Source organism: Paracoccus sp. (in: a-proteobacteria) (genome assembly GCF_032007265.1).
Taxonomy (GTDB): domain Bacteria; phylum Pseudomonadota; class Alphaproteobacteria; order Rhodobacterales; family Rhodobacteraceae; genus Paracoccus.
On record NZ_DALZMB010000018.1, the window covers coordinates 18,687 to 41,297 of the forward strand.

Genomic DNA, 22,611 nt, shown 5'->3' on the forward strand with positions numbered 1-22,611 from the left:
CCAAGCGGAATTGGCGGTGCGCCCCTTTAGAACGGCTTACCCAATGAGGCGACGGAATTGCGCTTCATTCGCAGCTTGTTCGAGGAAATGATCCCCAAAATCACGATGGTCACGATATAGGGCATCGCCGCAAGCAACTGCGAGGGCAGATGCACGCCTTTGGCTTGTGCGGCCAGCTCGGCCAGCGACAAAGCCCCAAACAGGATCGCGCCGGCAAAGACGCGGCCCGTGACCCAGGTGCCAAAGACCACCAGGGCCAATGCAATCCAGCCCCGTCCGGCGATCATGCCATCCGCCCACATCGGCGTGTAGACCGTTGCAGCATAGGCCCCGGCAAAACCCGCCATCGCCCCGCCAAATGCAATCGCGCCATAGCGGATCGCGATCACGGGATAGCCGATGGCGCGTGCCGCATGGGGGTTTTCCCCAACGGCGCGGATCACCAGACCCAGCCGCGAATATCGCAGGACCACCGCAATAGCGACTGTGGCCAGCAACGTCAGCCACACCACAAGATCTTGTGTGAACAGCCCACCCACTAGCGGAAGTTTGGACAGAACCGGCAACTGGATCTTGTTCAGCCCCGTGGTGATCAGGCTTTCGTAAGGCTTACCGATCAGCGCAGCCAGCCCTTGGCCAAAGATGCCGATGGCCAGCCCGGATGCAACCTGATCGGCGCGAAATTCCAGCGCCAGAACCGCAAAGATCAGCGCGACGGCGATACCTGCAAAGCCTGCGCCGACAAAGGCCAGACCATGCGGGCCGCCGTGATAAACGATGATAAAAGAGACAACTGCGGCCAGCGACATGATGCCCTCGAGGCCAAGGTTCATGACACCCGATTTTTCGACCACCAGCTCGCCGAGGGCGGCCAGCAAAAACGGCGTCGCAGCCGCCAGCATGCCTGACAGTATGAACTCGAAACCGCTCATGCTTTGGCCCCTTTTCTGCGCCACTGAACGCGGTAGCGAATCCAGGTCAACGCCGCGAGATAGGCGATCAGCACCAAGCCTTGGAACACGCGCACCGAGGCCACGGGCAGACCCGCCGAAACCATCGCATTATCTCCGCCGATATAGATCACGGCCAGAAGGAAGGCCGAAAAGATCATGCCAAGCGGGTTCAGCGCCCCCAGATAGGCCACGATAATCGCGGCAAACCCATAGCCGGTCGAAATCGAACGCTGCAATTGGCCCACCGGGCCCGCAACCTCGGCCGCACCGGCAAGCCCTGCGGCCAAACCGCCTGCCAAAAGCGAGATCCAGACCGCACGGCTTTCGCGAAAGCCGGCATAGCCCGCGGCGTCAGGCGCAAGGCCGCCCACCATCAGCTGATACCCCGAGAAGCTGCGCTTGACATAAATCCAAGCCAGCGCCGTCGCCGCCAGTGCAAAAAGGAACGAGATATTCACCCGGGTGCCCGAAATCAGGGTCGGCAGCATCGCCTCGTATTGGAACATCACGCTTTGGGGGAAATTGAACCCCATCGGGTCTTTCCAGGGCCCAAGCAGCAGATAATTCAGCAATTGCGTTGCGATAAAGCCCAGCATCAGCGTGACCAAAATCTCGTTGGCGTTGGTTTTCACCCGCCACAAAGCCGCAATGCCCGCCCAAAGACCGCCACCAATCGCGCCCATGACCATCATGGCAGGCCACAGCCAGATCGAGGTCGATTCCGGGAAATAGACCGGCAGGGCCGAGGCAAAAATCGCCCCCAGAATGAACTGCCCCTCGGCGCCGATGTTAAAGATCTGCGCCCGAAATCCAATCGCCAAGCCCTGCGCGATCAGCAAGAGCGGGCCCATTTTCAGCAGCACCTCGGAAAAGGCCGAGCGCGTCATGAAGGGCTCGATCAAAAGCGCGTAAAGGGCGGCGCCCACGGGTTTACCGGTCAATGCAAACAGCCCCGCACTGGCCAAGGCGGCCAAGGCCACCGCAATCAGCGGCACCAGCAGCATGAGCGCAGTCGAGGGGCGCTCGCGCCGGATCAGTTCAAGCCACATTCTTTGCCTCTTTGGACGCGTGGCCCAGCATATATTCACCGATTTCGGCAGAGTTGGTCTGCGCGGTCAGCAGCGACGGCGACAGCTCGCCATGGTGCAAAACCTGCAAGCGGTCACAAATTTCAAACAGTTCGGACAGTTCATCCGACAAGATCAGGATCGCGGTTCCCGCATCGCGCAAAGCGACCAAACGCCGGCGGATCTCGATCGCAGCGCCAATATCCACCCCCCAGGTCGGCTGCGAACAGACCAGCAATTGGGGGGCCAACAGGATCTCGCGCGCCATGATGAACTTTTGCAAATTGCCGCCCGACAGGTTGGCGGCCTCGACATCAGGTCCGGCGGTGCGCACGTCGAAATCCTGAATGCAGCGGCGGGTATAGTCCCGCTCGCGGGCGCGATTGATCAGCCCCGCGCGAACCATGCCGCGCGAATGGGCCGTCAAAAGCGTGTTATCCGCCAAAGACATGTCCGAGACCGCCCCACGGCCCAGACGCTCTTCGGGGACGAAAGCAAAGCCCAGTTCACGCCGGGCCGATGCCCCAAGATGCCCGACGGGCTGACCCATCATCTGCACCTTGCCGCGATCTGCGCCCGAAAGCCGCGCCTCGCCGGAGATCAGGCGCACAAGTTCTTTCTGGCCATTACCAGAAATCCCCGCCAGCCCCAGAATCTCGCCGCCTTTCAGGTCCAGGCTGATGCCCTTGAGTGTGACACCGAAAGGATCGTCGGGGCTGTGGTCCAGATCGTTGATCGCCAGGCGAACCTCGGCCAAAGCATGGGGCGCGCCGGGTGTGGCCGCAACCATATCGCGACCGATCATCATCCGCGCCAGATCGGCCGAGCTGGCCTGACGCGGATCGATCTGACCCACGACCTGCCCGGCCCGCAGCACCGTCGCCGCATCACAGATCGCCCGGATCTCATCCAGCTTATGCGAGATGAAAAGGATCGAGACCCCCTGATCGCGCAACAGCTTCAAAGTTTCGAACAGACGCAGCACGCTCTGCGGCGGCAGCACCGATGTCGGCTCATCCAGGATCAGCAGCTTGGGGTTCAGCATCAGGCAACGGATGATCTCGACGCGCTGACGTTCGCCCATGGACAAGGAATGAACCAAGGCAAAAGGATCGACCTCTAGCCCGAAACGCTCGCCGAATTCTCGGATGCGCAGGGCCAGATCACTGCGCTTGCCGAGAACGACAAGCGCAATGTTTTCAACGACATTCAAGGTCTCGAACAGCGAGAAATGCTGAAAGACCATGCCAATGCCAAGGCGTCGGGCAGCGGCGGGGCTATCGATATGCACGGTTTTGCCGCGCCATTCGATTTGCCCCTGATCGGGCTGCTCGACCCCATAGATCAGCTTCATCAGCGTCGATTTTCCCGCGCCGTTTTCGCCCAATACAGCATGGATCGACGCCTCACCGACCGTCAGATCGATGGCTTTATTGGCGGCAACCGTCCCATAGCTTTTCGAGACGCCGTGCAGGCGAAGCAGCGTTGTCATCGGATCACTTCGGCAGCGGGGTGACGATGCCCTGAACCTGCCAGTCCATCGACCACAGCTGTTCATCGGTCATATTGGTGCCCGCAGCAGCTAGTTCAGTGCCGTCGTCCTTGATCACCGGCCCGGCAAAGGGCGGGTGAGAGCCATCGGCAATCGCGGCCTCGGCGGCTTTGATCTGTTCCATCGCCGGAGCAGGAATATCTTTGTTCCAATCCGTGCATTTGATCACGCCATCTTTGATGCCCAGCCAATGCGAGGCGCCTTTGAACGTGCCAGCGATATGGGCCTCGATCTCGGATTTGAAATAGGGGGTCCAATCGGTGCCGACATTGCCCAGATATTTCGTGGGCGCATAGCTGACCATGGTCGAGTTCAGGTTGAAGCTATAGACGCCTTCTTTTTCGCAAAGTGCCACCACCGAAGGGGTGTCCTGCGCGTTCGAGAAGATCACATCGCAACCCTGCGAGATCAAAGCCTTTGCCGAATCCTGTTCCTTGGCCGGGTCGAACCATGTGTTCACCCAGATCACCGAAACTTCGATCGTCGGATCGATCGAGCGCGCGCCCAGGGCGAATGCACTGTTCGAGGCCAGCAGCTCGGGGATCGGGAAAGCCCCGACCACGCCCAGCTTCTTCGACTTGGTCACCGCCGCAGCAGCCATACCCATCAGGTAGGTGCCCTCATAGTTGCGGGCAGTGAAGTTCGAGAAATTCGGCATGATCTTGAAGCCCGAAGCATGCAGGACCGTCACATCGGGGTGACGGCGCGCCAGCTGCATCGCGCCATTCATATAACCGAACGAGCCCGCGATGATGACCTTATTGCCATCGGCCACGGCCTTTTCCATGATGCGATCCGCGTCCGGGCCTTCGGTGATATTATCGATCATCGTCAGCTTAAGCGTGCCACCCAGCTCGGCATTCAGCTCTTCCAGCGAGGCCGCCAGCGAACGCGACCAACCCACATCCGAGATGGGCGAGGGCGTGACCAGCGCAACATGCAGCGGCTCGGCCGCAGTTGCACGGCTTACGCCCAGCCCCGCCAAAGCTGCTACGGCAGAGGCAGCGCCCAGAAAGTCGCGGCGATTGAAACTCATCTCGGTCTCTCCTGTCGAACCCGGCTTGGTGATCCAGCGCGGGTGGTTTTGAATAGTATCGCAGTTTCCTTGCGGGATGCCCGTCCCGGCGGTTTGCGAAGGCGGGCATCACTTTCAGGAACAGGTCATGTACCGTGCTGGCTTGGCTCTGGCTCGGCATGCATATCATGCAAGCGGTGAATGCCCGGCATCTCGACAAAGCCCGCAAGCGCGCGCACCGCACGCATCCACAGACGGATCGCAGGATAGGCATCGATCGAGACGCCCCCGTCACCGGCAAGTGCCACATGCGGGAAGCAGGCAATATCGGCGATGCTGGGCTGATCGCCCAGCAAGAAGGCATGACCAGCCAAATGCGCCTCGAAAAGCGCGGCTTCCAGCTGACGCAGGCAAACCACGCCATCCGCCCGCGCGGCGTCGATATCCAGCGGCGCGTTCAGCATATCATGCAGGCGCGCTTGCCCCAGACTGTCGGACAGGCGCTGCGCGAAGGCCAGCCAGTTTTGCAGCCTGGCTGCATCGGCCGGGGTATCATCCCCCATCCAAGCGCCGCCAGCCAGCTTAGCCAGATAGACAAGGATCGCTGCGGAATCGGTCAGGGTCAAATCGCCCTGCTGAAGCACAGGCAGGGTGCCTGCCGGGTTCATCGCCAGAAATTCGGGCTGGCGATGGGCGTCGCCCGGATAGACATCAAGTGCCTGGGTTTCCAGCTTCTGCCCCGTCAACGCCGCCAACAGGCGGACTTTGTAGCAGTTCGGGCTAAGGACGTAGTCGTAAAGAATCATGCCGCCACCAATTGCGCGCCATAGGTAAAGCCGCGTTTCTTAAGCCAGCGCCGATAGGCAATCGAGGTCATATCGGCACGGGTCGGAATTTCCAGGCCCGGATCCAGCGGCAGCTTGCGCGGCAGCTGGTTTTCCAAAATTGAGCGGTCCTGCAAAAAGATCATCTGCTGGAACTGGATCATATCCGCCATCGACGATTCGTCGTCGAAAAGCGCCATCCAAGGCCAAGCATCGCACAGCTCTTCGGTCAAAGGCTGGACGAAAATGCCGATCACATCCATCTCGGAGGGGCGCGGCGGACAGGTTTTATACAAAACCGCACAGGTCGGAGCAGGGACACGATATTGATAATCGGTCTCGATGCCGCCTTCTGCCGATTTCGCGGCCTGAGGCTGGTAGAATTTGATCTTGGTTGCCCAGACCTCATCGACCTCATCGCGGATCTCGACCTGATAGCGATAGACCTCGGTATGAGGTTCCGCGCCCAGAACATCGGTGTGCACAAACGGGAAATGGGCGATATCAAGGAAATTCTCGACGGCGCGAAGCGGCGAGCATTTGACCCGCACGGCACCCACATCGACCAGACGGCGGCCGGGCTGGGTGGCCTCGGGGATCGCGAAAAGCTCTCCTGGCGTTCCAAGCGAGGCCCAGACATGGCCATAGGCCAGCTTGACCGCCAGCTGCGTCCCATCGGTTTTCTCGACTGCCGGGCCGTTCGCGCCAAGATAGACACGAATATCTTCGCCCAGCAGCATGGTCTGACGTTCCTGTCCCTTTTCAACAAAGGCAGAAATCGCGACCGGATACCATTCGTTGCGAATGACGGGATCGGTGATCATGCAGCACTCCTGGACACTGTGGCTTCGATCTGCAGGCGCAGGGTTTCCAGTGCGCGCGAGGCCTTGATTCTGTCGGCCGGGGTGGCGGTTTCGGCCGCAATAAGTGCGTGCAGCACTGTTCCATCCTTACCCGGCTGCGCCAGCAAGGTCAGCCCTTCATGCGTCAGGATCATAGCCTTGGGCTGGGCGCAGGCTGCAGCGATCTGCGCCACCGTCGCCTGAACCGGGATCGAGCGCAGCGCGTCCAGGCCCGGCAATGCGGGCGGCAAATCAGCATTCTCGCTGTCTTCCTGCGGGGCGATCCAGATCACGCCATCCTGTTCGTGGCAGCGCCAGGCGGTGGTGCGGATCGTCGCCGGCGGCTCCAGATCGGGGTGAGCCGGGATCTTGCGGCAAATGCCAGCGCCGTCATAGCGCCAACCGTGATAGATGCAGCTCAAAAGCTCGCCGCGCACAAAACCATGCGACAACCGCATCCCACGATGCGGGCAGCGATCGATCCAAGCCTGCACTTTGCCAGATTCACTGCGCCAAAGCGCCAGATCCTGATCGTTGCAGGTGACCGGGATAACCAGTCGCGGTGGCAGATCGCGCGCTAGGGCGACGGGCGTCCAGACTGTAGAGGGCATATGAATTCCGTCCAGCTTATTCAGGCTCTGCCCTACGTCGAAAGACAGAGAATTTGAAGATGACAGTTAAGAATACTGCAAATCTGACAGCCATCTTTCCTGTCTTTGGCCGCGAATAGGCGACCGACTATAGTTTACACCGCCGCTTACTGCTCGGGTAGGCTGTTCAGCGGGCGGCGTTCGATCTGATCAACCCAGACCTGAAATGGCCCCAGAAGGCAGGCCATTTCCATCGCATCTAACAGCTCGACCGGCCCCGTCAGCACGGCCTCAAGGGTGGCGCGGTCCTGTCGGTCAATGTGGCACGCAACCCCAAGCTTGCGCGCATGCCGTTCAATCCACGGCGGAAATTTGTCGGAATCGACGCGCCCCTGGATGAAGAAGCGCTCATGGGCGACGTTCGCTGATGCAGTCACGGCAGATCTTTCGCTGGTGGTGCAGGTTAAACCCTGAGCCAGCCCATGGCGGAATTCAAGCGCCAAGGTCAAGCGCAAGCAGCCCCATTCCGGTCAGCCAAGCCAATCTGGTCCAAGATCGCTGCGTCATTTTAGCCACAACCCAAAGAAGAATTCGGTCAGGCTTAATCGATTGCCCCCGCGTTAACCTTCAAAGCCGGGCGCGGGCTTAGGCTTGGGCGACCAGATGGGCCGTGAAACGCAGGGCGGTCATCACGTCAAAGGAGGATTGCCATGCCACAGGATCTGCCTGTCCTGATCGCGATTCCCGTTCTGGAAAGACCCGCCCAGATTGCAGCAGCGATTGCGGCGGCGCTGGATCAGTCGCATCCCGATTGCATCGTGCTCGCCATTGATGACGGTTCACGAGACCAGACCTGGCAGGTCATGCAGCGCTTTGCCGATCACCCCCGCCTTAGCCTGATCCGCTTGCGCCGCAATCTGGGAACGGCGCAGGCCAAGAACATTGCCGTTCTGCTGGCCGGATCGCGCGCCCTCAGCTTTCACGATTCCGACGACCGGCCCCATCGCGACAAATTGCTGCGTCAGGCTCGGGTTCTGGCGCAGCCAGGGTTGCGCAGCGATGAGGGGCTGAACTGGCGCATCATCGGGCGCGCAGCCGGGGCCGAGCTGCGCGTTGATGCGGTGTTTTGCCATCACGATCTGATCTTGCCCGATGGTCGCTGTCAGACCATCCGGCGCGAGATTTCGATGTTTGACGATCTTTTTCCCAATGCGCAGCCTCAACCGGCGCCGGGCGATTGGCTGCATGTCAACTCGGGCCTGTTCGATCCGCGCGTCTTTCGTGAGCTGGGCGGCTATTGCGACAGCATTGAAGAGGATCGCGAGTTTCGCAATCGCCTGCTGATGTCGGGCCAGATTCTGCGCGTGATCGAGGAGCCGCTTTTGACCAAGATCGAAACCGCAGGTTCGCTGACGCAGGCCGCAACGACCGGCTATGCCAGCGCGCGGCGCAAAAAGGATCGCCAGCTGGCATGGCAGCGCGTCGAGGAGTGGCTGAACACCCGTCAAGTGCCGCCCCAGCCCATCGATCTGCCCTATGACGCGATTGCCGAGGCGACGAATACCGCCATCCTGTCGCCCTCGCAGGCGCTGATGTCGCAAAAAAGCCGGGCCTTGTTGGCCGCGACGTTCAAGCAGCCCGCAGCCCCATCGCGCGCCAGCGTCTAGGCCTTACTCGGCAGGCAAGGTGCTGGGTTGCTCGTGCTGCGCCTCGGGCTGAGGAACGGATTTCTGGCCGCTGCGGGCAATCAGCCAAGCCGCCCCCAGCAAATCGACCGCGCCCACCAGCCCACGTTGCAGGTTGTTGTAATTCGAGCGGCCAGTTTCGCGGGCGCGGTGCTGAACCGGCGCGGTAAGAACCTGCCAGCCCTCACGCTTGATCATGGCGGGGGTAAAGCGGTGGATGTGGTCGAAAAAGGGCATGGCCAACCAGGCCTCGCGGCGAAACAGCTTTAACCCGCAGCCCGAATCCTGCACCCCATCAGACAAAAGCGCGCCGCGAAGCCGGTTGGCAAACCGCGAGGCCGCGCGCTTGCCCCAGCTGTCCTGCCGCTTAAGGCGCTGCCCCTGCACGATGCCGATACTATCGGGGCAGACCGGCAATGCCTGGATCAGGGTCAGAATCTGATCGGGCGGATTTTGCCCGTCCCCGTCCAGGGTCGCCACCCAATCATAGCTCGCCGCGCGCACACCGCTGCGGATCGCGCTGGACTGGCCGCGCCTTTGACTATGGTGAATGACGCGGATGCGTGCATCCTTTGCGGCAGCACGTTCCAAGATCGCGGCGGTCCCATCATCCGAGCCGTCGTTGACGGCGATCACTTCGACCCGGCCAACTTGGTCAAGCGCGGCCAGGGTTTCGGTAAGCAGGGCCTCGGCGGCACCTTCTTCGTTCAGAAATGGGATGACAACGGAAAGCGACGAAATCTGCATCACTGAACCTCGGGTTGGATGGATGGCGCGGAGGGGCTAAGCCAAAGCCCGTAATCCCGTCCGCGAAAGTTGATGGTCTGGTGGGGCGGCATCTGGGGGTGGCCCTCGTCCATGCGACCCATGACGACGCGGTTGGGCTGCTCGGAAATCCAGACCTCTGCCTCGGCTGGGGTGCTTAGCCGCACCACCGGATCTGCAAGGCGACCCGCAAAGCCAAATTCCCCGGCATAACCGCTATCGAGCGTGGCAATGCCCGCCGCATCGTGATCGCCAAGCTGGCCCCCGATGATCGCCGCATCATAAACCGTGCCGGCTTTGCCCAGAAACAACAGGCTAAGCACGACGATCATCAAAGGTGACATCAATGCCAGCGGCGCGCCCTGACGCCAGATGGCGAGGGCCGCGATCGCAAACATCGCCAGTGCCGTCACGATCAGCAGCCAGTTTGGACCCAGCACCGTCGCCGCATCTCCGCCCGCAAAACCCAAGCTCAGCGCGAGAAAATAAAGCCCCACCCCAAACGGCAAAAGTGCCGAAACGGGGGCACGGGCGCCCTGGGCCAAGGCCGGAGCTGCCAAAATGGCCACGGCGGGCAGCATCGGCACCAGATAGTGGATCTGCTTGCCGCTGATCAGGCTGAAGATCACGACCGTCGCAACGATCCAGACCGCCATCGGCCCTTGCGACAACAGCCCATAGCTGTGCGCAGGCTTTAACCCAAGCTCTGGACCGGCCCCCTGACCCAGCCGGATCAGGCTGCGCCAGAAATCACGAGACCAACTCCAGGGCCATGTCAGGATCGGCAATAAGGGCAGAAAGAACCAGAAGGGCTTTTGATGGGCAAATGATGAAACCACGCGCCCCGCGCTTTGGGTCCACAGGATTTCCTCGCGGTATTGCGCGCCGCCCAGCAAAAGCGCGGGCACCAGCCACAGCAGCACCAACAGCACCGCAACGCCCAGCCCGATTGCAATTCCCCGCGCGGTTCGGCGCAAAGGCAGACCGGCCCAAAGCGGCATGGCCAAGGCCACTGGCAGCAGGTGGATCAAGATCACCGGCCCCTTGCTGATGACCCCCAGCGCGATTGCCGCGCCATAACCGGCCCAAGGCAGCCAGCTATCTGCCCAGGTATCCGCAACGCCAGCCACAGGATCGGTGGTTGCGGTCTGTGGAATGCGCGCGGCATGAACCAGCGCCAAAACGCCCATGACAGTCGCAAAGCACAGCATGGCGTCGAACATGGTCAGCCCGGCGAAAAAGGCAAAACCCGCCATGCCCGCCAATGCCAGCGCCGCATAACCGCCCAGATCCTCGCGCTTTGGAAACAGCGCCTGCGCCAGACGCGAGGTCAACGCAATCGACCCCAGCCCGAACGCGGGCCCCACCAAACGCGCCGCGAAATCCGAAGGACCAGTGACCGCCCAAACCAGATTGATCAGCCAAAACAGCAATGGCGGCTTATGGGCATAAATCTCGCCATTCAGATGGGGAACGATCCAGTTGCCATAGCTGCGCATCTCCCATGCGACGGTCAGATAGCGCGTCTCGTCGATCGGCATGGCCGGGCGCAACAGCACCCCCAGCACCGCCATTGCAGCAAACAGCGTCATCGCAAGAATGGTCAAAGGCAGGCTGCGGCTTTTGCGCCCGGCAGGGGCGTCAGTCGTGACGCGGGCTTGGGGCAAAATTTCCGAGATGCTCATGCGCCCACCTCTGCGGTTGTCGAGGTGAGCGAGGCATCGGCGGTTTCCTGCGAAGGCAATGGCTGGGCCGAGCGGCGTGCCTCACGGCGGATCAGCATCAGATTGCGCAGATAAACGACCAATCCCATGCCCTGACCCAGGCTAAAGACCGGATCGTGGCGCGACAGCGCATACAGAAACAGCAGCACACCGCCCCCGATGCTAAGCCACCAGAATGCTGTGGGAATAACGCTTTTCTTCAGACGCTCACTGGCGATCCACTGCACCAAAAACCGCGAGGTGAACAGCGCCTGCCCCATAAACCCGACGATCAGCCAAAGCTTATCCGTCATGCCCATAACCATGTTCTGTTGCACGTCCTTGTCGCCTCATTGTGACAAGGATAACTTCGAATGCTGACAGTAAGCTGAACATATCTTGCTAATGCGTTAAGCTTGCTGTCAGCCTGATAGGGCACTGATGCAGGATGATGGTATTGCGAGTTCTTTTGATCGAGGATGATCCTGGCTTAGGCAGCGCATTGCGCGATCAGGTGCTGGCTGACAACCATGTGCCGGATTGGGCACAGACATTGTCAGAGGCGGACGATTTCCTTGCGACGACACATTATGATTTGGTCTTGCTGGATGTGAATTTGCCCGATGGAAATGGGTTGGACTTTCTGACTCAGCTGCGTCGCAGGGGCAAAGATATGCCGATCATCATGCTGACCGCGCGCGACCGCGTGACCGATCGCATCACCGGGCTGAATGCCGGTGCGGATGATTACCTGATCAAGCCCTTTGATCTGGCCGAACTATCAGCCCGGATCGGGGCAGTGGCGCGGCGCTATAACGGTCGCCCCAATCCGGAAACCCAACTTGGGGACAATCGCATCAACCTGGCCAAACGCTCGGTAACGGCTCCGGTGGGGCGCATCGATCTCAGCCCGCGCGAATGGGCCATTCTCGAGGCGTTCCTTCAAAATCCGGGCATCATCATGACCAAATCCCGGCTGGAAGAACGGCTTTACGCATTCGATGCCGAGGTCGAAAGCAATACGATCGAGGTCTATGTCAGCCGTCTGCGCAAAAAGCTGGGCCGCGACTCGATCGAGACGCTGCGCGGTCTGGGATACAGACTTGGCCAATCCTAAACAGACCGCCCCAAGCCTAAGGCGCGATCTGGCGCTGCGGCTTGGGCTTTTGATGACCCTGCTTTGGGTGCTGGCGCTGACGGCGGGCTGGCTGACCATGCGCCATGAGGTCGACGAGATCTATGACGCCTCGCTAAAGCGCACCGCTGAACGCATCCAGTCGCTGATCGAATCCTCACCGACCGAGCCCCCCTCAAGCCTGATTGTCGGCGGCGGCTTGTTCTTGCAAATTCGTGCGCCAGATGGCCGCGTTCTGATCGAAACCGACCAGCAGGACGACGCGGTTTTTGCCGGCCCCGACAACAACGGTTTTGGCGAATCCGGTGATGCGCGTACCTATACCCGTCGCGCCGCGGATGGCACGGTGATCCGGCTGGCCGATCCTTTAGCCGAACGTCGGACCGCCGCCTGGGATACGGTCAGCGCGTTTTTCATCGCGGCTGGGCTGATGCTGCCGCTTAACATTTTGGCGCTGCTTTGGCTGACGCATTCCCGACTGCGTCCTGTGACGCGCTTTGCCCAGGACGTTTCGACCCGCGATGCCCGCGATCTTGAGCCGCTCTCGACCCCCAACCTGCCGCAAGAAATCTTGCCGATCGAGGCTTCGGTCAACCGGTTGATGGAACGGGTCGAGCTGGCGCTTCAGATCGAGCGCAGCTTTTCCGCCAATGCCGCGCATGAGCTGCGCACGCCGATTGCCGCGCTTTTGGCCCAAACCCAACGGCTGATCGCCGAAGCCCCCGAGGGGCCGCTGCGCGAACGCGCCACTCGCATGGCGGACGAACAAAAGCGGCTGGCGCGTATCTCGGAAAAGCTGCTGGATCTGGCCCGCGCCGAGGGCGGTGGCGCCCCACCCCAGCCCTTTGACATGCGGGCGGTCGCACAGCTGGTGATCCGCGACTTCAAAGAGGTGACCTGGCAGCCCCCGCCGACAGGCCCGATCTTGATCAGCATGGACCCTGACGGCTTTGCGATCTTGCTGCGCAATTTGCTGGAAAATGCCGTTTTGCACGGCCAGCCCCCCATCACCGTCACGCTTGACCGCGACCGTCTGACGGTCAGCAATGGCGGCCCGGCGATCTTGCCCGAGCTGCTGCCCACTCTCACCCGCCGCTTCGAACGCGCGGGCAGCCGCGCCAGCGGTTCGGGGCTTGGCCTTGCAATCGTTGACACATTGGTGCGCAAGTCTGGGGCCAAGCTAGAGCTGACCTCGCCCCTGCCCGGACGCACCGATGGCTTTGCCGCGACGGTCCATTTTCCGCCTCATGCTTCGGTCTGATGTCGCGATTTTTTGCATAGATCGGACTTGCAGCCTCGGCGCCAAATATGTCTAGTGTTATTCGCTAATCAGAGGCTTTGCCGTATCAGGGCGTAATCGCCAGTGACAATCGGTGTCCCCTCTCTCAGGAGAACGCCACATGGCACATGCAATCATTATCGGCGCAGGCGTGTTGGGCTGCGCCACGGCCTTGGAGCTGGCAAAATCAGGCTGGCAAGTCACCGTCGTCGACAAGGCCCCCGAGGCGGGCTACGGCTCGACTTCGAACTCATCGGCGGTGATCCGTATCAACTATTCGGTCTACGAATCCTGTGCTTTGGCCTATGAAGGCTGGAATTACTGGAGCAATTGGGCCGAATATCTGGCCTTGCCCGCCGATCGTCCGCTGGCCCTTTACCACGAGACCGGAAACCTGGTCATCAAGGCGCAATCTAACGGCTATCTGGAAAACGTCACGGCGATGATGGACCAGATCGGATGCCCCTATACGCAAGTCGCGACCGCCGATATTCCCAACTATTTGCCGGGTGCCGATCTGCAAAGCTATGCCCCCGCCAAGCGCCCCGAGGATGACGGCTTTTGCGAGCCGACGGGCGATGCCGTTGCCGGCGCGGTGCATTTCAAGCTGGCAGGCTATGTGAACGATCCGAAACTGGCTGCGCAAAACCTGCAATGGGCGGCCGAAGCCCATGGCGCCACCTTCCGCTTTCGCACGAAAATCACGGCGATCGAAACCGAGAATGGCCGCACCAGCGGCGTGCGCCTTGAGGATGGCTCGGTGCTGGCGTCGGATGTCGTGGTCAATGTCGGCGGGCCTTGGTCAGCCGGGTTGAACCGGATGGCGGGCGTGGATCAGGGCATGACCATCAAGACACGCGCCAATCGCCAAGAGGTCGCCTATATTCCCGGCCCAGTGAACATGGACTATCGCAAGGACGGCCTGATCGTGGCCGATGCCGATACGGAAATCTATCTGCGCCCCGATCCGATCGGCATCTGTATCGGCTCGACCGATCCGCAATGCGACGAGCGTATCTGGGTGGATGATCCAGATGAGGTCGATACCCGCTTCACCGATGAATGGACCACCATCGTCATGCGTGCGGCGCAGCGCCTGCCCGAGCTGCGCATTCCCGGCCAGGCAAGCGGTGTCGTGGCCATGTACGACGTGTCTGATGATTGGCTGCCGATCTATGACAAATCCGACCTGCCGGGCTTTTACATGGCCTGTGGTTCGTCAGGGAACCAGTTCAAGAACGCCCCGGTGGCTGGCAAGATCATGGCGAAGATCATCTCGGAATGCGAAAATGGCCATGACCATGATGCCGATCCGCTGAACTTCCATCTGGATTACATCGACCGCGACATCAGCCTTGGCACCTATAGCCGCAAGCGCAAAATCAACGCAGATTCCAGCTTTTCGGTGATGGGCTGACCCCATTTCGGCCTAGATCAAAGCCAAAGAAAAGGCCGCGCTTTCGGGCGCGGCCTTTTTGATGGGCTTGGGTGGTCTGGCTTGCCATGCGTGCCGCTGTCAGGGCACCTCAAGGCAATCAGACGTATTCGAAGGACTCTTTGTCGGGGTCGTATTGCAACAAGCCCCCTTCGCCAATCTCGTGCAGGACGCCGTGCAACGATAGCTCTCCCGCCTCGACTGCCGCTTTGACAAAGGGGAAAGTCATCAGGTTTTCCAACGAGATCAGAACCGCTTCACGCTCAAGCGCGCTGATTTGCTGATCCTCGGGCAATGCAACGACACGTTCATAGCCGGGACGCAGGATATCCATCCAGCGACCGACAAAGCTGGTCTTTTCTTCCAGCTCGGGCGCATGGCCCGAACACATGTCGTGGCAGCCCTGAACGCCGCCGCAATTGGTATGGCCCACAATCACCAGATGCGCGACCTTGAGGGTTGTTACCGCATATTCAACCGCCGCCGAGGTCCCGTGCTGCTGCCCATCCGGGGCGTAAGCGGGCACAAGATTGGCAATATTGCGGTGAATAAAGAACTCGCCCGATTCAGCGCCAAAGATCGAGGTGACATGCACGCGCGAGTCGCAGCATGCAATCACCATGGCGCGCGGTCGCTGGCCATCATCTGCCAAGCGTTTGAACCAAGCTTTATTTTCCATAAAGCTCGTCGCCTTCCAGCCATGATAACGATGGACCAGGTAATGCGGTAGAGTACGTGCTTCTTTCATGCTGTCTCACCTTGTTTGAAGGTGTTGATAGACCCCGAACGCATAAAGTTCGAGGGTTTTATTCAATCCGACATAACCTTTTCTTGACCTCGATCTGCGACACAGACCCTAACTTGCGAACAGATAGATGGTGAAATTGTTATGTCCAAAGTGGCAGTGCTGGCCGTGCAAGAGGCGGTCCAGATCGATCAAGCCCGTGTCACCGAGATCGTGACCGAGCTGGGTGAAGGTGCCGGCCAGACCCTGATTATCGCCGCGATGGAGCAGCTGGCCCTTGCCCTGCGCCAGACATTGCGCGCCGCGGCCCAGGATGACGGCGCCCAGGTTTTACTGCATGTCGAACACCTGTCTCGGCTGGCGTGGCAGGTTGGCTTGGTGACGCTGGCCGGGGTCGCGGTTGATGTCGGTCGTTGCGTCGACAGCCACAACCGTCAGGCGATGGCCGCCACCCTTTCCCGGCTCGAGCGGGTGGCAAACAGCTCTCTGATGGGGATCTGGGATGACGATCTGCCGATAGAGCCGTGACCCCCTGACGCGCCGCGCGCAGCAGCCATGCACAGCCAGCACCTTGCGGCTGCGGTGTGTCACGCTACCCTGTCGCGCATCAACCGAAGCGACCGAGGTCACCGATGACACCCGAATTTGCCCCCGCCAGCGCGACCAGCCTGCCCCTTTGGCTTGTGCGGTCAGGCGAGAACGGCCCAGAATTCCCCTCCTCTGCCAGCGCGCAGGCGCGCAACTGGGCCACGGTCAATGGCTTTAGCGCCAAAGCCGGGCAAAGCTGTGTTTTTGCCGCCGAAGATGGAACAATCGCCGGGGCCTTTTTCGGAATCGGCGCCGCGCCCAAGGCCGACAGCCCACCCGCCCGCGAACGCTATAGCCTTGCGCGCGCCGCAGAAGCCCTGCCTGCGGGCGATTGGCATATTGCCTCGGCCCCCAAGGATTTTGATCTGTCGCTGGGTGCGCTTGGTTGGCTTTTGGCCTGCTATCGCTTTGATCGTTACAAAAAAAGCGAAGGCGCACGCGCGCGCCTGATCTGCCCCGAAGGCGTGGACGGGGCGCGCATCATTGCGCTGGCTTCGGGCGAATATCTGGCCCGCGACCTGATCAATACGCCAACCTCGGATATGGGGCCTGATGATCTTGAGGATGCGGCCCGGGCCTTGGCCAACCGTCACGGCGCCACCATCACGGTGATCAAGGGCGAAGAGCTGCTGGCACAGAATTTCCCCATGATCCATGCGGTCGGGCGCGCGGGCGAACAGGCCCCTCGCCTGCTGGATCTGCGCTTTCCGGGCAATGGTCCCAAGGTGACGTTGGTGGGCAAGGGCGTGTGTTTCGACACCGGCGGATTGGACATCAAGCCCCCCTCATCCATGCTTTTGATGAAAAAGGACATGGGCGGTGCCGCCAGCGTTCTGGGCCTGTCCGAAATGCTGTGCCAGTTGGGGCAACATCGCAATATCACATTGCGCGTGCTGCTGCCCGTGGTCGAAAATGCCATCTCCAGCAATGCGTTCCGCCCCGGCGATGTCCTGATCAGCCGCAAGGGTCTGACGGTCGAGGTCAACAACACCGATGCCGAAGGGCGTCTGGTGCTGGCAGATGCGCTGGCGCTGGCCGAAGAGGAGCGCCCCGACCTTCTGATCTCGATGGCGACGCTGACCGGTGCCGCGCGTGTCGCCCTTGGGCCGGATCTGCCGCCGTTCTTTTGCGATGACGATCAAATCGCCGCCTTGATCCAGAACGCGGGCACCGAAGCCGCCGATCCGATCTGGCGCATGCCCTTCTGGGAGCCCTATGAGACCATGATCGAGCCTCAGATCGCCGATCTGGACAACGCCCCCTCCGGTGGCTTTGCCGGGGCAATCACAGCGGCGCTGTTCTTGCGCCGCTTTGCCAGAAACGCAAAAACCTATGCGCATTTTGACATCTACGGCTGGCAACCTGCCTCTGCTCCGGGCCGACCCAAGGGCGGCACGGGTCAGGCGATGCGCGCTATTCTGACCGCTTTGCCCAAGGTGTTGAAATGACAGCTATTGTGACCACTGACCGCCGCCTGACCCCCGCAACCGATCGCGTGGCGCTTGCGGATCTGCGCTCTGTGCTGGATCGCCCCAGCTATACCCAAGGCCGCCCCGCGCGTCTTGCGGTTGCCGTGGCAGATCTGTGCCGCGACATCGAAGGGGCCCGCGATCGTCAGGTGAATTTCGGCGCAGATCTGACCGTGATCGAAGAGCGCGATGACTGGTGCTTTGTGCAGGCCGCACTGGACGGCTATTGCGGGTGGCTGCGCCGCCACGAGCTTAGCGAGGCGGGCGCGACCTTGCCCGCGATCACCCATCGCCTTAGCGCGCCTGCCAGCCATATCTATCCCGGTCCCAACCTCAAGTTGCGCGAAACTGGTGCGCTGTCCTTGGGAGCGCGCGTCAGTGTCATCGCGACCGAGGGTAAATTCTCTCAGCTGGCCACCGGGGGCTGGGTGCCCTCGATGCATCTTAGCCAGGCAGCCGCTGCCGATCCCGGCGATGTCGCCGAAAGCATGATGGGCACGCCCTATCTTTGGGGGGGCAACAGCCGTTGGGGCATCGATTGCTCGGGGCTGGCGCAGGCGGCATGGTCGGCCTGTGGCGTGGTCTGCCCGGGCGACAGCGACATGCAGCAAAAGGCCTTTGCGGTGGTCGAAGGCCCCTATCAGCGCGGTGACCTGCTGTTTTGGCCGGGCCATGTCGCGATGGCGCTGGATGAAACGCGTATGATCCATGCCACCGCCTATGTGATGGGCGTCGTGATCGAGCCGATCGCCGACGCCATCGCGCGGATCGATGCCGGGGGCGAGGGGCCGTTTTTAGGCGCGCGCCGCCCCGATGCCACGAACCGCGCGGTCTTTCCCTAAGAAAGGGCCTTTCCCTAAGAAAAACAGGGGGGCTTGCTGGCACGCACAGCCAGGCCCCGCGACAATTTGCCCAACCCTACTTGCGGAACTGGCGCCTCTGGCGGCGGTTGATGATTGGACCACCACCCGGCGTAACCGCCCTTTTGACCAAGGACGACACCATGACCCGCGCGGCCCTTTTTCTGCTTGCTGCTTGCCTGGCCAGCACCCCTGCCTTGGCTGATTTCAACGCCGAGCCGCCGCATGTGCCCAGCCAGAAACCTGCCTTTGCCGGTCAGACCCGTGCCCCGGTTCTGGCCCCTCAATTCGCGCTGCAAGCCGAAGTCGTGGCCGATGGATTGGACTTCCCCTGGGCTGTGACGCGCCTGCCGGACGGCTATTTTCTGGTTACCGAACGCCCGGGCAAGATGCGTCTGATCGGCCCCGACGGTCATATCGGCGCGCCAATCGCGGGTCTACCCAAGGTGGATGACCGACAGCAGGGCGGCCTTTTGGATGTCGCTATCGCCCCCGACTTTGCCCAGACCCGCCAGATCTGGTGGAGCTATTCCGAGCCGCGGTTTCGCAAGCGCAACAATACCGCCGTCGCCACCGCACGCCTGTCCCAAGATGGCACCAAGCTGGAAGACGTCAGGGTGATCTTTCAGCAATCGCCGAAATGGGCCTCGACCATGCATTTCGGATCGCGTCTGGTTTTTGACCGTGACGGAATGCTTTTCGTCACCCTGGGCGAGCGTTCTTACGAAGAGCCGCGCCAACTGGCACAGGATTTGACCACCCATCTGGGCAAGGTCGTGCGTATTGATCCAATGACAGGAAAACCGGCAAATCCGCAGGGGAACTTCCCCCCCGCGGCCAAAGCGCAGCCCGAGATCTGGTCCTATGGTCACCGCAATATTCAGGCCGCGGCGCTGGACCCGGCAAGCGGCAAATTGTGGACTGCCGAACACGGTCCACAAGGCGGCGATGAGTTGAATCAGCCCGAGGCTGGCAAGAACTATGGCTGGCCGATCATCACCTATGGCGAGGATTATGACGGCTCACCCATGGGTGAAGGGCTGACCGCCAAAGAGGGGATGGAGCAGCCAGTCTATTACTGGGATCCTGTCATCGCCCCCTCGGGCATGGCCTTTTACCAAGGCGCCATGTTTCCGGAAATGCAGGGTGACATCTTGCTGGGTGGCTTGCGCAGCATGGCACTTGTGCGGCTGAAAATGGCAGATGGCAAAGTCATCGGCGAAGAGCGCTTCTTAGAGGGTGAGAACCGCATCCGCGATGTCGAAATCGGCCCGTCTGGCGAAATCTATGTCCTGACGGATGATGCCGAGGGTCAGCTTTTGCGCCTGACCCGCAAACCCTGACGCGAAGGCCCCACCCCGAAAGCGCCGACCCGCAAGCCGTGATCCGCAAACTCTGACGATGCCCCCGTGAGCGGGCATCGCGACTGATGCCATGCGCTGCCGGCGGGATCACACCGGGTGCTGCACCGCGTCGGTTTCATCTTCGGGGGAAAGGCCCAATGCCTCCATCCCCGATTCAAGAAAATCGGCCAGCTGCGGCTCGGCCATCAGGTAATCCTCGGCGCGATCGCCCCGCTCGGTCCGTGCGGTGGTGATGGCCTCGGACAATTCCTCGGGGCCAAAGGTTTCGCGCCCGATCCACATCACCGCAACCAGCCCGGCCTTTTCATCGTCATTCAGGCCGTCCAGAAATTCGTGCAATTCGGTGCGCGCGCCATGCTGCCTGCGACTGCCCTGATGCGCCCAGGCATTGATCCCGCTTTGATATTCGCGGGCACGCAGCACGACATAGGCAATCTTATCTGCAGTTATCTCCAACATGGCATTCCTCCTTGGACCAGCTTCGGAGCAAAGCAAGTTGGCGTCAACGGATTCCTCTAGCGACCGAAAAGTCGTTCGATATCGGTCAATTTCAATGCGACCCAGGTTGGCCTGCCATGGTTGCACTGCCCCGAGCGCGGCGTGCGTTCCATTTCGCGTAAAAGGGCGTTCATTTCATCCGCATTCATCCGCCGCCCCGAGCGCACTGACCCATGACAGGCCATCGATGACAGCACCGCATCCACGCGGCCTTTCAACCGATCCGAGGCCCCATGTTCGGCCAGATCATCCAAAATATCGCGCACCAGCCCCTTGGCATCGACTTTGCGCAGCAAAGCAGGAACCTCGCGCACCGCGACCGCGCCACCGCCAAAGGGCTCGATCACCAGCCCCAATTCGGCCAGCTCATCCGCAATCGCCAGAATACGCGCGGCATCCCCTTCGGAAAGGTCGACGATCTCGGGGATCAGCAAAGCCTGCGAGGCGATGTTTCGGGCCTCGGCCTGAGCTTTCAGCCGCTCATAGACCAGCCGCTCATGTGCGGCATGCTGATCGACGATGATAAAACCGTCCTTGGTCTGGGCGATGATCCAGTTTTCATGCAATTGCGCCCGCGCCGCGCCCAAGGGCGCGTCTTCGGGGATCATGGCCGCCCCCTCGGGCTCGACCCGCGCGCTGGGGCCCTCGGCAAAGCCCGTGGGGGCAAAATCGGGAGCATCGCCAGGGGCATATTGGCCGGGGGGATAGGTCGGTGCCTGCCAGTCATGCACGGCCTCGATCATCTGGCCGGAAGGGCGCGGCTGTGACCAGGATGGCGTCGAGCGATAATCAGCCTGATAGGCCGGACGCAACATCGGCTGATATTGCATTGGCTCGGCGCGGATCGCATTCAGCACGGCCGTGCCCCCGGTGCTTGAGGCGCGGTGCCCAGCCCCGGCCAAGGCGTGGCGCAGCGTTGACACCACCAGGCCCCGCGCGACATCCGGCTCGCGAAAGCGGACCTCGGCCTTGGCGGGATGGACGTTCACATCGACCTGATGGGGATCACAGGTAATGAACAGCACCGCCGCAGGGTGGCGACCACCGGCCAGCACATCCATATAACCTGCGCGCAATGCCCCGGTCAGCAGCTTGTCACGCACGGGCCGACCATTGACGAAAAGGTGCTGCGCCACGGCCGTGCCGCGCGAATAGGTCGGCAAGGCTGCAAAGCCTGTCAGGGTTATCCCCTCGCGCGTGGCATCGATGGGAATGGTATTTTCGATGAACTCGCGCCCCATGACCCGCGACAATCGGGTCTGCATCGCGCCAAACAGCTCTCCTTGTTCGGCATCTGCGCGAAACAGCACCCGACCCTCATCCTCATCGGTCAGGGTAAAGCTGACATAGGGCTCGGCCATGGCCAGTCGGCGCAACACCTCGGTGATAGCCTGAGTTTCGGCGCGCTCGCTGCGCATGAACTTCAACCGTGCGGGCGTTGCAAAGAACAGATCGCGCAATTCGACCACCGTGCCGCGATTGCCCGCCGCTGGCTTGACCGGCGACATTCGCCCCGCCGAGACGGTGATCTGAGCCGCGTCATGGCCGTCGGCACGGCTGGTGATGCTTAAACGTCCCACCGCACCAAGGCTGGGCAGCGCCTCGCCGCGAAAGCCAAAGCTGCGGATGTCCAGCAGGTCCGAGCCGTCGATCTTGGAGGTCGCATGGCGCGACAGCGCCAGGGGCAGGTCCTCGGCGGTCATGCCACAGCCATCATCGCTGACCCGGATAAGGGCTTTGCCACCCTGCGAAATCGCGACATCGATCCGCGCAGCCCCCGCATCAAGGGCATTTTCAATCAGCTCTTTCACCGCCGAGGCTGGACGCTCTACCACTTCGCCCGCGGCAATGCGGTTGGCGGCGGTTTCGTCCAATTGGCGAATGATCGGGCGCATCTTGAGGGGGTCTGTATCCATACCCCCAGATATAGCAGCCGGGGCAGGCCGCGCAAAGATTTCCCAAGCGAAAATCAGCTAAGATGCAACCAGAGGCGCAATTTCGAGTTGGTTCAACCAGATACATATCGAAGAAGGAGCGTTACATGAAACATGCCATCGCCTTCCTTATCTGCAGCTTGACCCTTGGGCTTGCCGCTTGTGGGCCCAATACCGCCACCCGCGCCACGACCGGGGCGGCCACGGGCGCCGTTGTTGCAGGACCAGTGGGTGCAGTCGCCGGCGCGGCCTTGGGCGGCACGGGGGCTGTCCGGGTCAAATAACAAGGCCCGCCCCGACCATCGCGC

23 protein-coding genes are annotated in these 22,611 nt (G+C 61.2%); 9 read left to right on the plus strand and 14 right to left on the minus strand.

Going from position 1 to position 22,611, the window contains the following annotated elements:
• Positions 1–26: 26 nt before the first annotated feature.
• The 8 genes from RTS12_RS05905 to RTS12_RS05940 all read right to left on the minus strand — a co-directional run bounded on the left by RTS12_RS05905 (position 27) and on the right by RTS12_RS05940 (position 7,280).
• Positions 27–932 (minus strand): ABC transporter permease, encoded by a 906-nt coding sequence (locus tag RTS12_RS05905; RefSeq protein WP_312526418.1) that lies wholly within the window; start codon positions 930–932, stop codon positions 27–29.
• Positions 929–2,002, minus strand: a complete 1,074-nt coding sequence (locus RTS12_RS05910) for an ABC transporter permease (protein ID WP_312526420.1) — start codon at positions 2,000–2,002, stop codon at positions 929–931. Before RTS12_RS05910 ends, RTS12_RS05905 begins: the two co-directional genes overlap by 4 nt.
• Positions 1,992–3,512, minus strand: coding sequence for an ABC transporter ATP-binding protein (locus RTS12_RS05915; protein WP_312526422.1), 1,521 nt, complete (start codon positions 3,510–3,512; stop codon positions 1,992–1,994). The genes RTS12_RS05910 and RTS12_RS05915 overlap by 11 nt, the downstream gene beginning before the upstream one ends.
• 4 nt (positions 3,513–3,516) lie before the next feature.
• Entirely contained in the window at positions 3,517–4,608 is a 1,092-nt protein-coding gene (locus RTS12_RS05920) for a BMP family ABC transporter substrate-binding protein (RefSeq protein WP_312526424.1), read from the minus strand.
• Between the two features lie 125 nt (positions 4,609–4,733).
• Complete coding sequence (locus RTS12_RS05925; RefSeq protein ID WP_312526426.1) at positions 4,734–5,393, minus strand: glutathione S-transferase family protein; 660 nt, start codon at positions 5,391–5,393, stop codon at positions 4,734–4,736.
• A complete protein-coding gene (locus tag RTS12_RS05930) occupies positions 5,390–6,235 on the minus strand; it encodes an aromatic ring-hydroxylating dioxygenase subunit alpha (RefSeq protein WP_312526428.1) in 846 nt (281 codons plus the stop codon). The genes RTS12_RS05925 and RTS12_RS05930 overlap by 4 nt, the downstream gene beginning before the upstream one ends.
• Positions 6,232–6,864: a Rieske (2Fe-2S) protein gene (locus tag RTS12_RS05935; protein WP_312526430.1), complete on the minus strand. Its 633-nt coding sequence runs from the start codon at positions 6,862–6,864 to the stop codon at positions 6,232–6,234. Before RTS12_RS05935 ends, RTS12_RS05930 begins: the two co-directional genes overlap by 4 nt.
• Positions 6,865–7,010: 146 nt before the next feature.
• Complete coding sequence (locus RTS12_RS05940) at positions 7,011–7,280, minus strand: acylphosphatase (protein ID WP_312526432.1); 270 nt, start codon at positions 7,278–7,280, stop codon at positions 7,011–7,013.
• Positions 7,281–7,553: 273 nt separating this feature from the next.
• Here RTS12_RS05940 and RTS12_RS05945 point away from each other — a divergent pair, with 273 nt between their 5' ends.
• Positions 7,554–8,510 carry a glycosyltransferase family 2 protein gene (locus RTS12_RS05945; RefSeq protein ID WP_312526434.1) on the plus strand — a complete coding sequence of 319 codons (957 nt, stop codon included), beginning with the start codon at positions 7,554–7,556 and terminating at the stop codon, positions 8,508–8,510.
• A gap of 3 nt (positions 8,511–8,513) precedes the next feature.
• On the opposite strand, the gene RTS12_RS05950 is transcribed toward RTS12_RS05945, so the two are convergent.
• Genes RTS12_RS05950 through RTS12_RS05960 form a run of 3 tightly spaced genes read right to left on the minus strand, consistent with a single transcriptional unit; the run spans position 8,514 to position 11,310 of the window.
• On the minus strand, positions 8,514–9,275 hold the full coding sequence (locus RTS12_RS05950; RefSeq protein ID WP_312526436.1) for a glycosyltransferase family 2 protein: 762 nt from the start codon (positions 9,273–9,275) through the stop codon (positions 8,514–8,516).
• The gene (locus RTS12_RS05955) at positions 9,275–10,978 is read right to left on the minus strand and encodes a hypothetical protein (protein ID WP_312526438.1); all 1,704 of its coding nucleotides are present in this window, start codon (positions 10,976–10,978) and stop codon (positions 9,275–9,277) included. Before RTS12_RS05955 ends, RTS12_RS05950 begins: the two co-directional genes overlap by 1 nt.
• Complete coding sequence (locus RTS12_RS05960) at positions 10,975–11,310, minus strand: lipid-A-disaccharide synthase N-terminal domain-containing protein (RefSeq protein WP_312526440.1); 336 nt, start codon at positions 11,308–11,310, stop codon at positions 10,975–10,977. The genes RTS12_RS05955 and RTS12_RS05960 overlap by 4 nt, the downstream gene beginning before the upstream one ends.
• A 143-nt stretch (positions 11,311–11,453) precedes the next feature.
• Between RTS12_RS05960 and RTS12_RS05965 the strand changes: the two genes are divergently transcribed.
• The 3 genes from RTS12_RS05965 to RTS12_RS05975 all read left to right on the plus strand — a co-directional run bounded on the left by RTS12_RS05965 (position 11,454) and on the right by RTS12_RS05975 (position 14,827).
• Complete coding sequence (locus RTS12_RS05965; protein ID WP_312526474.1) at positions 11,454–12,113, plus strand: response regulator transcription factor; 660 nt, start codon at positions 11,454–11,456, stop codon at positions 12,111–12,113.
• A complete protein-coding gene (locus RTS12_RS05970) occupies positions 12,100–13,392 on the plus strand; it encodes an ATP-binding protein (protein WP_312526442.1) in 1,293 nt (430 codons plus the stop codon). The genes RTS12_RS05965 and RTS12_RS05970 overlap by 14 nt, the downstream gene beginning before the upstream one ends.
• Positions 13,393–13,531: 139 nt before the next feature.
• Complete coding sequence (locus RTS12_RS05975) at positions 13,532–14,827, plus strand: FAD-dependent oxidoreductase (RefSeq protein ID WP_312526444.1); 1,296 nt, start codon at positions 13,532–13,534, stop codon at positions 14,825–14,827.
• A 118-nt stretch (positions 14,828–14,945) separates the two neighbouring features.
• Here RTS12_RS05975 and RTS12_RS05980 read toward each other — a convergent pair whose 3' ends face one another.
• Positions 14,946–15,593, minus strand: coding sequence for a carbonic anhydrase (locus RTS12_RS05980; protein WP_312526446.1), 648 nt, complete (start codon positions 15,591–15,593; stop codon positions 14,946–14,948).
• Between the two features lie 141 nt (positions 15,594–15,734).
• Between RTS12_RS05980 and RTS12_RS05985 the strand changes: the two genes are divergently transcribed.
• The 4 genes from RTS12_RS05985 to RTS12_RS06000 all read left to right on the plus strand — a co-directional run bounded on the left by RTS12_RS05985 (position 15,735) and on the right by RTS12_RS06000 (position 19,850).
• Positions 15,735–16,118: a hypothetical protein gene (locus RTS12_RS05985; RefSeq protein WP_312526448.1), complete on the plus strand. Its 384-nt coding sequence runs from the start codon at positions 15,735–15,737 to the stop codon at positions 16,116–16,118.
• A gap of 104 nt (positions 16,119–16,222) precedes the next feature.
• The gene (locus RTS12_RS05990; RefSeq protein WP_312526450.1) at positions 16,223–17,626 is read left to right on the plus strand and encodes a leucyl aminopeptidase family protein; all 1,404 of its coding nucleotides are present in this window, start codon (positions 16,223–16,225) and stop codon (positions 17,624–17,626) included.
• Positions 17,623–18,489, plus strand: coding sequence for a C40 family peptidase (locus RTS12_RS05995; protein WP_312526452.1), 867 nt, complete (start codon positions 17,623–17,625; stop codon positions 18,487–18,489). The genes RTS12_RS05990 and RTS12_RS05995 overlap by 4 nt, the downstream gene beginning before the upstream one ends.
• Before the next feature lie 161 nt (positions 18,490–18,650).
• Positions 18,651–19,850 (plus strand): PQQ-dependent sugar dehydrogenase, encoded by a 1,200-nt coding sequence (locus tag RTS12_RS06000; protein ID WP_312526454.1) that lies wholly within the window; start codon positions 18,651–18,653, stop codon positions 19,848–19,850.
• 108 nt (positions 19,851–19,958) lie between these two features.
• Here the strand turns inward: RTS12_RS06000 and RTS12_RS06005 are convergent, their stop codons facing one another.
• Entirely contained in the window at positions 19,959–20,330 is a 372-nt protein-coding gene (locus tag RTS12_RS06005) for a DUF3775 domain-containing protein (protein WP_312526456.1), read from the minus strand.
• Between the two features lie 56 nt (positions 20,331–20,386).
• Positions 20,387–22,285, minus strand: coding sequence for a DNA mismatch repair endonuclease MutL (gene mutL / locus RTS12_RS06010; protein ID WP_312526457.1), 1,899 nt, complete (start codon positions 22,283–22,285; stop codon positions 20,387–20,389).
• Positions 22,286–22,410: 125 nt separating this feature from the next.
• Here mutL and RTS12_RS06015 point away from each other — a divergent pair, with 125 nt between their 5' ends.
• On the plus strand, positions 22,411–22,587 hold the full coding sequence (locus tag RTS12_RS06015; RefSeq protein WP_312526459.1) for a hypothetical protein: 177 nt from the start codon (positions 22,411–22,413) through the stop codon (positions 22,585–22,587).
• Positions 22,588–22,611: the final 24 nt, after the last annotated feature.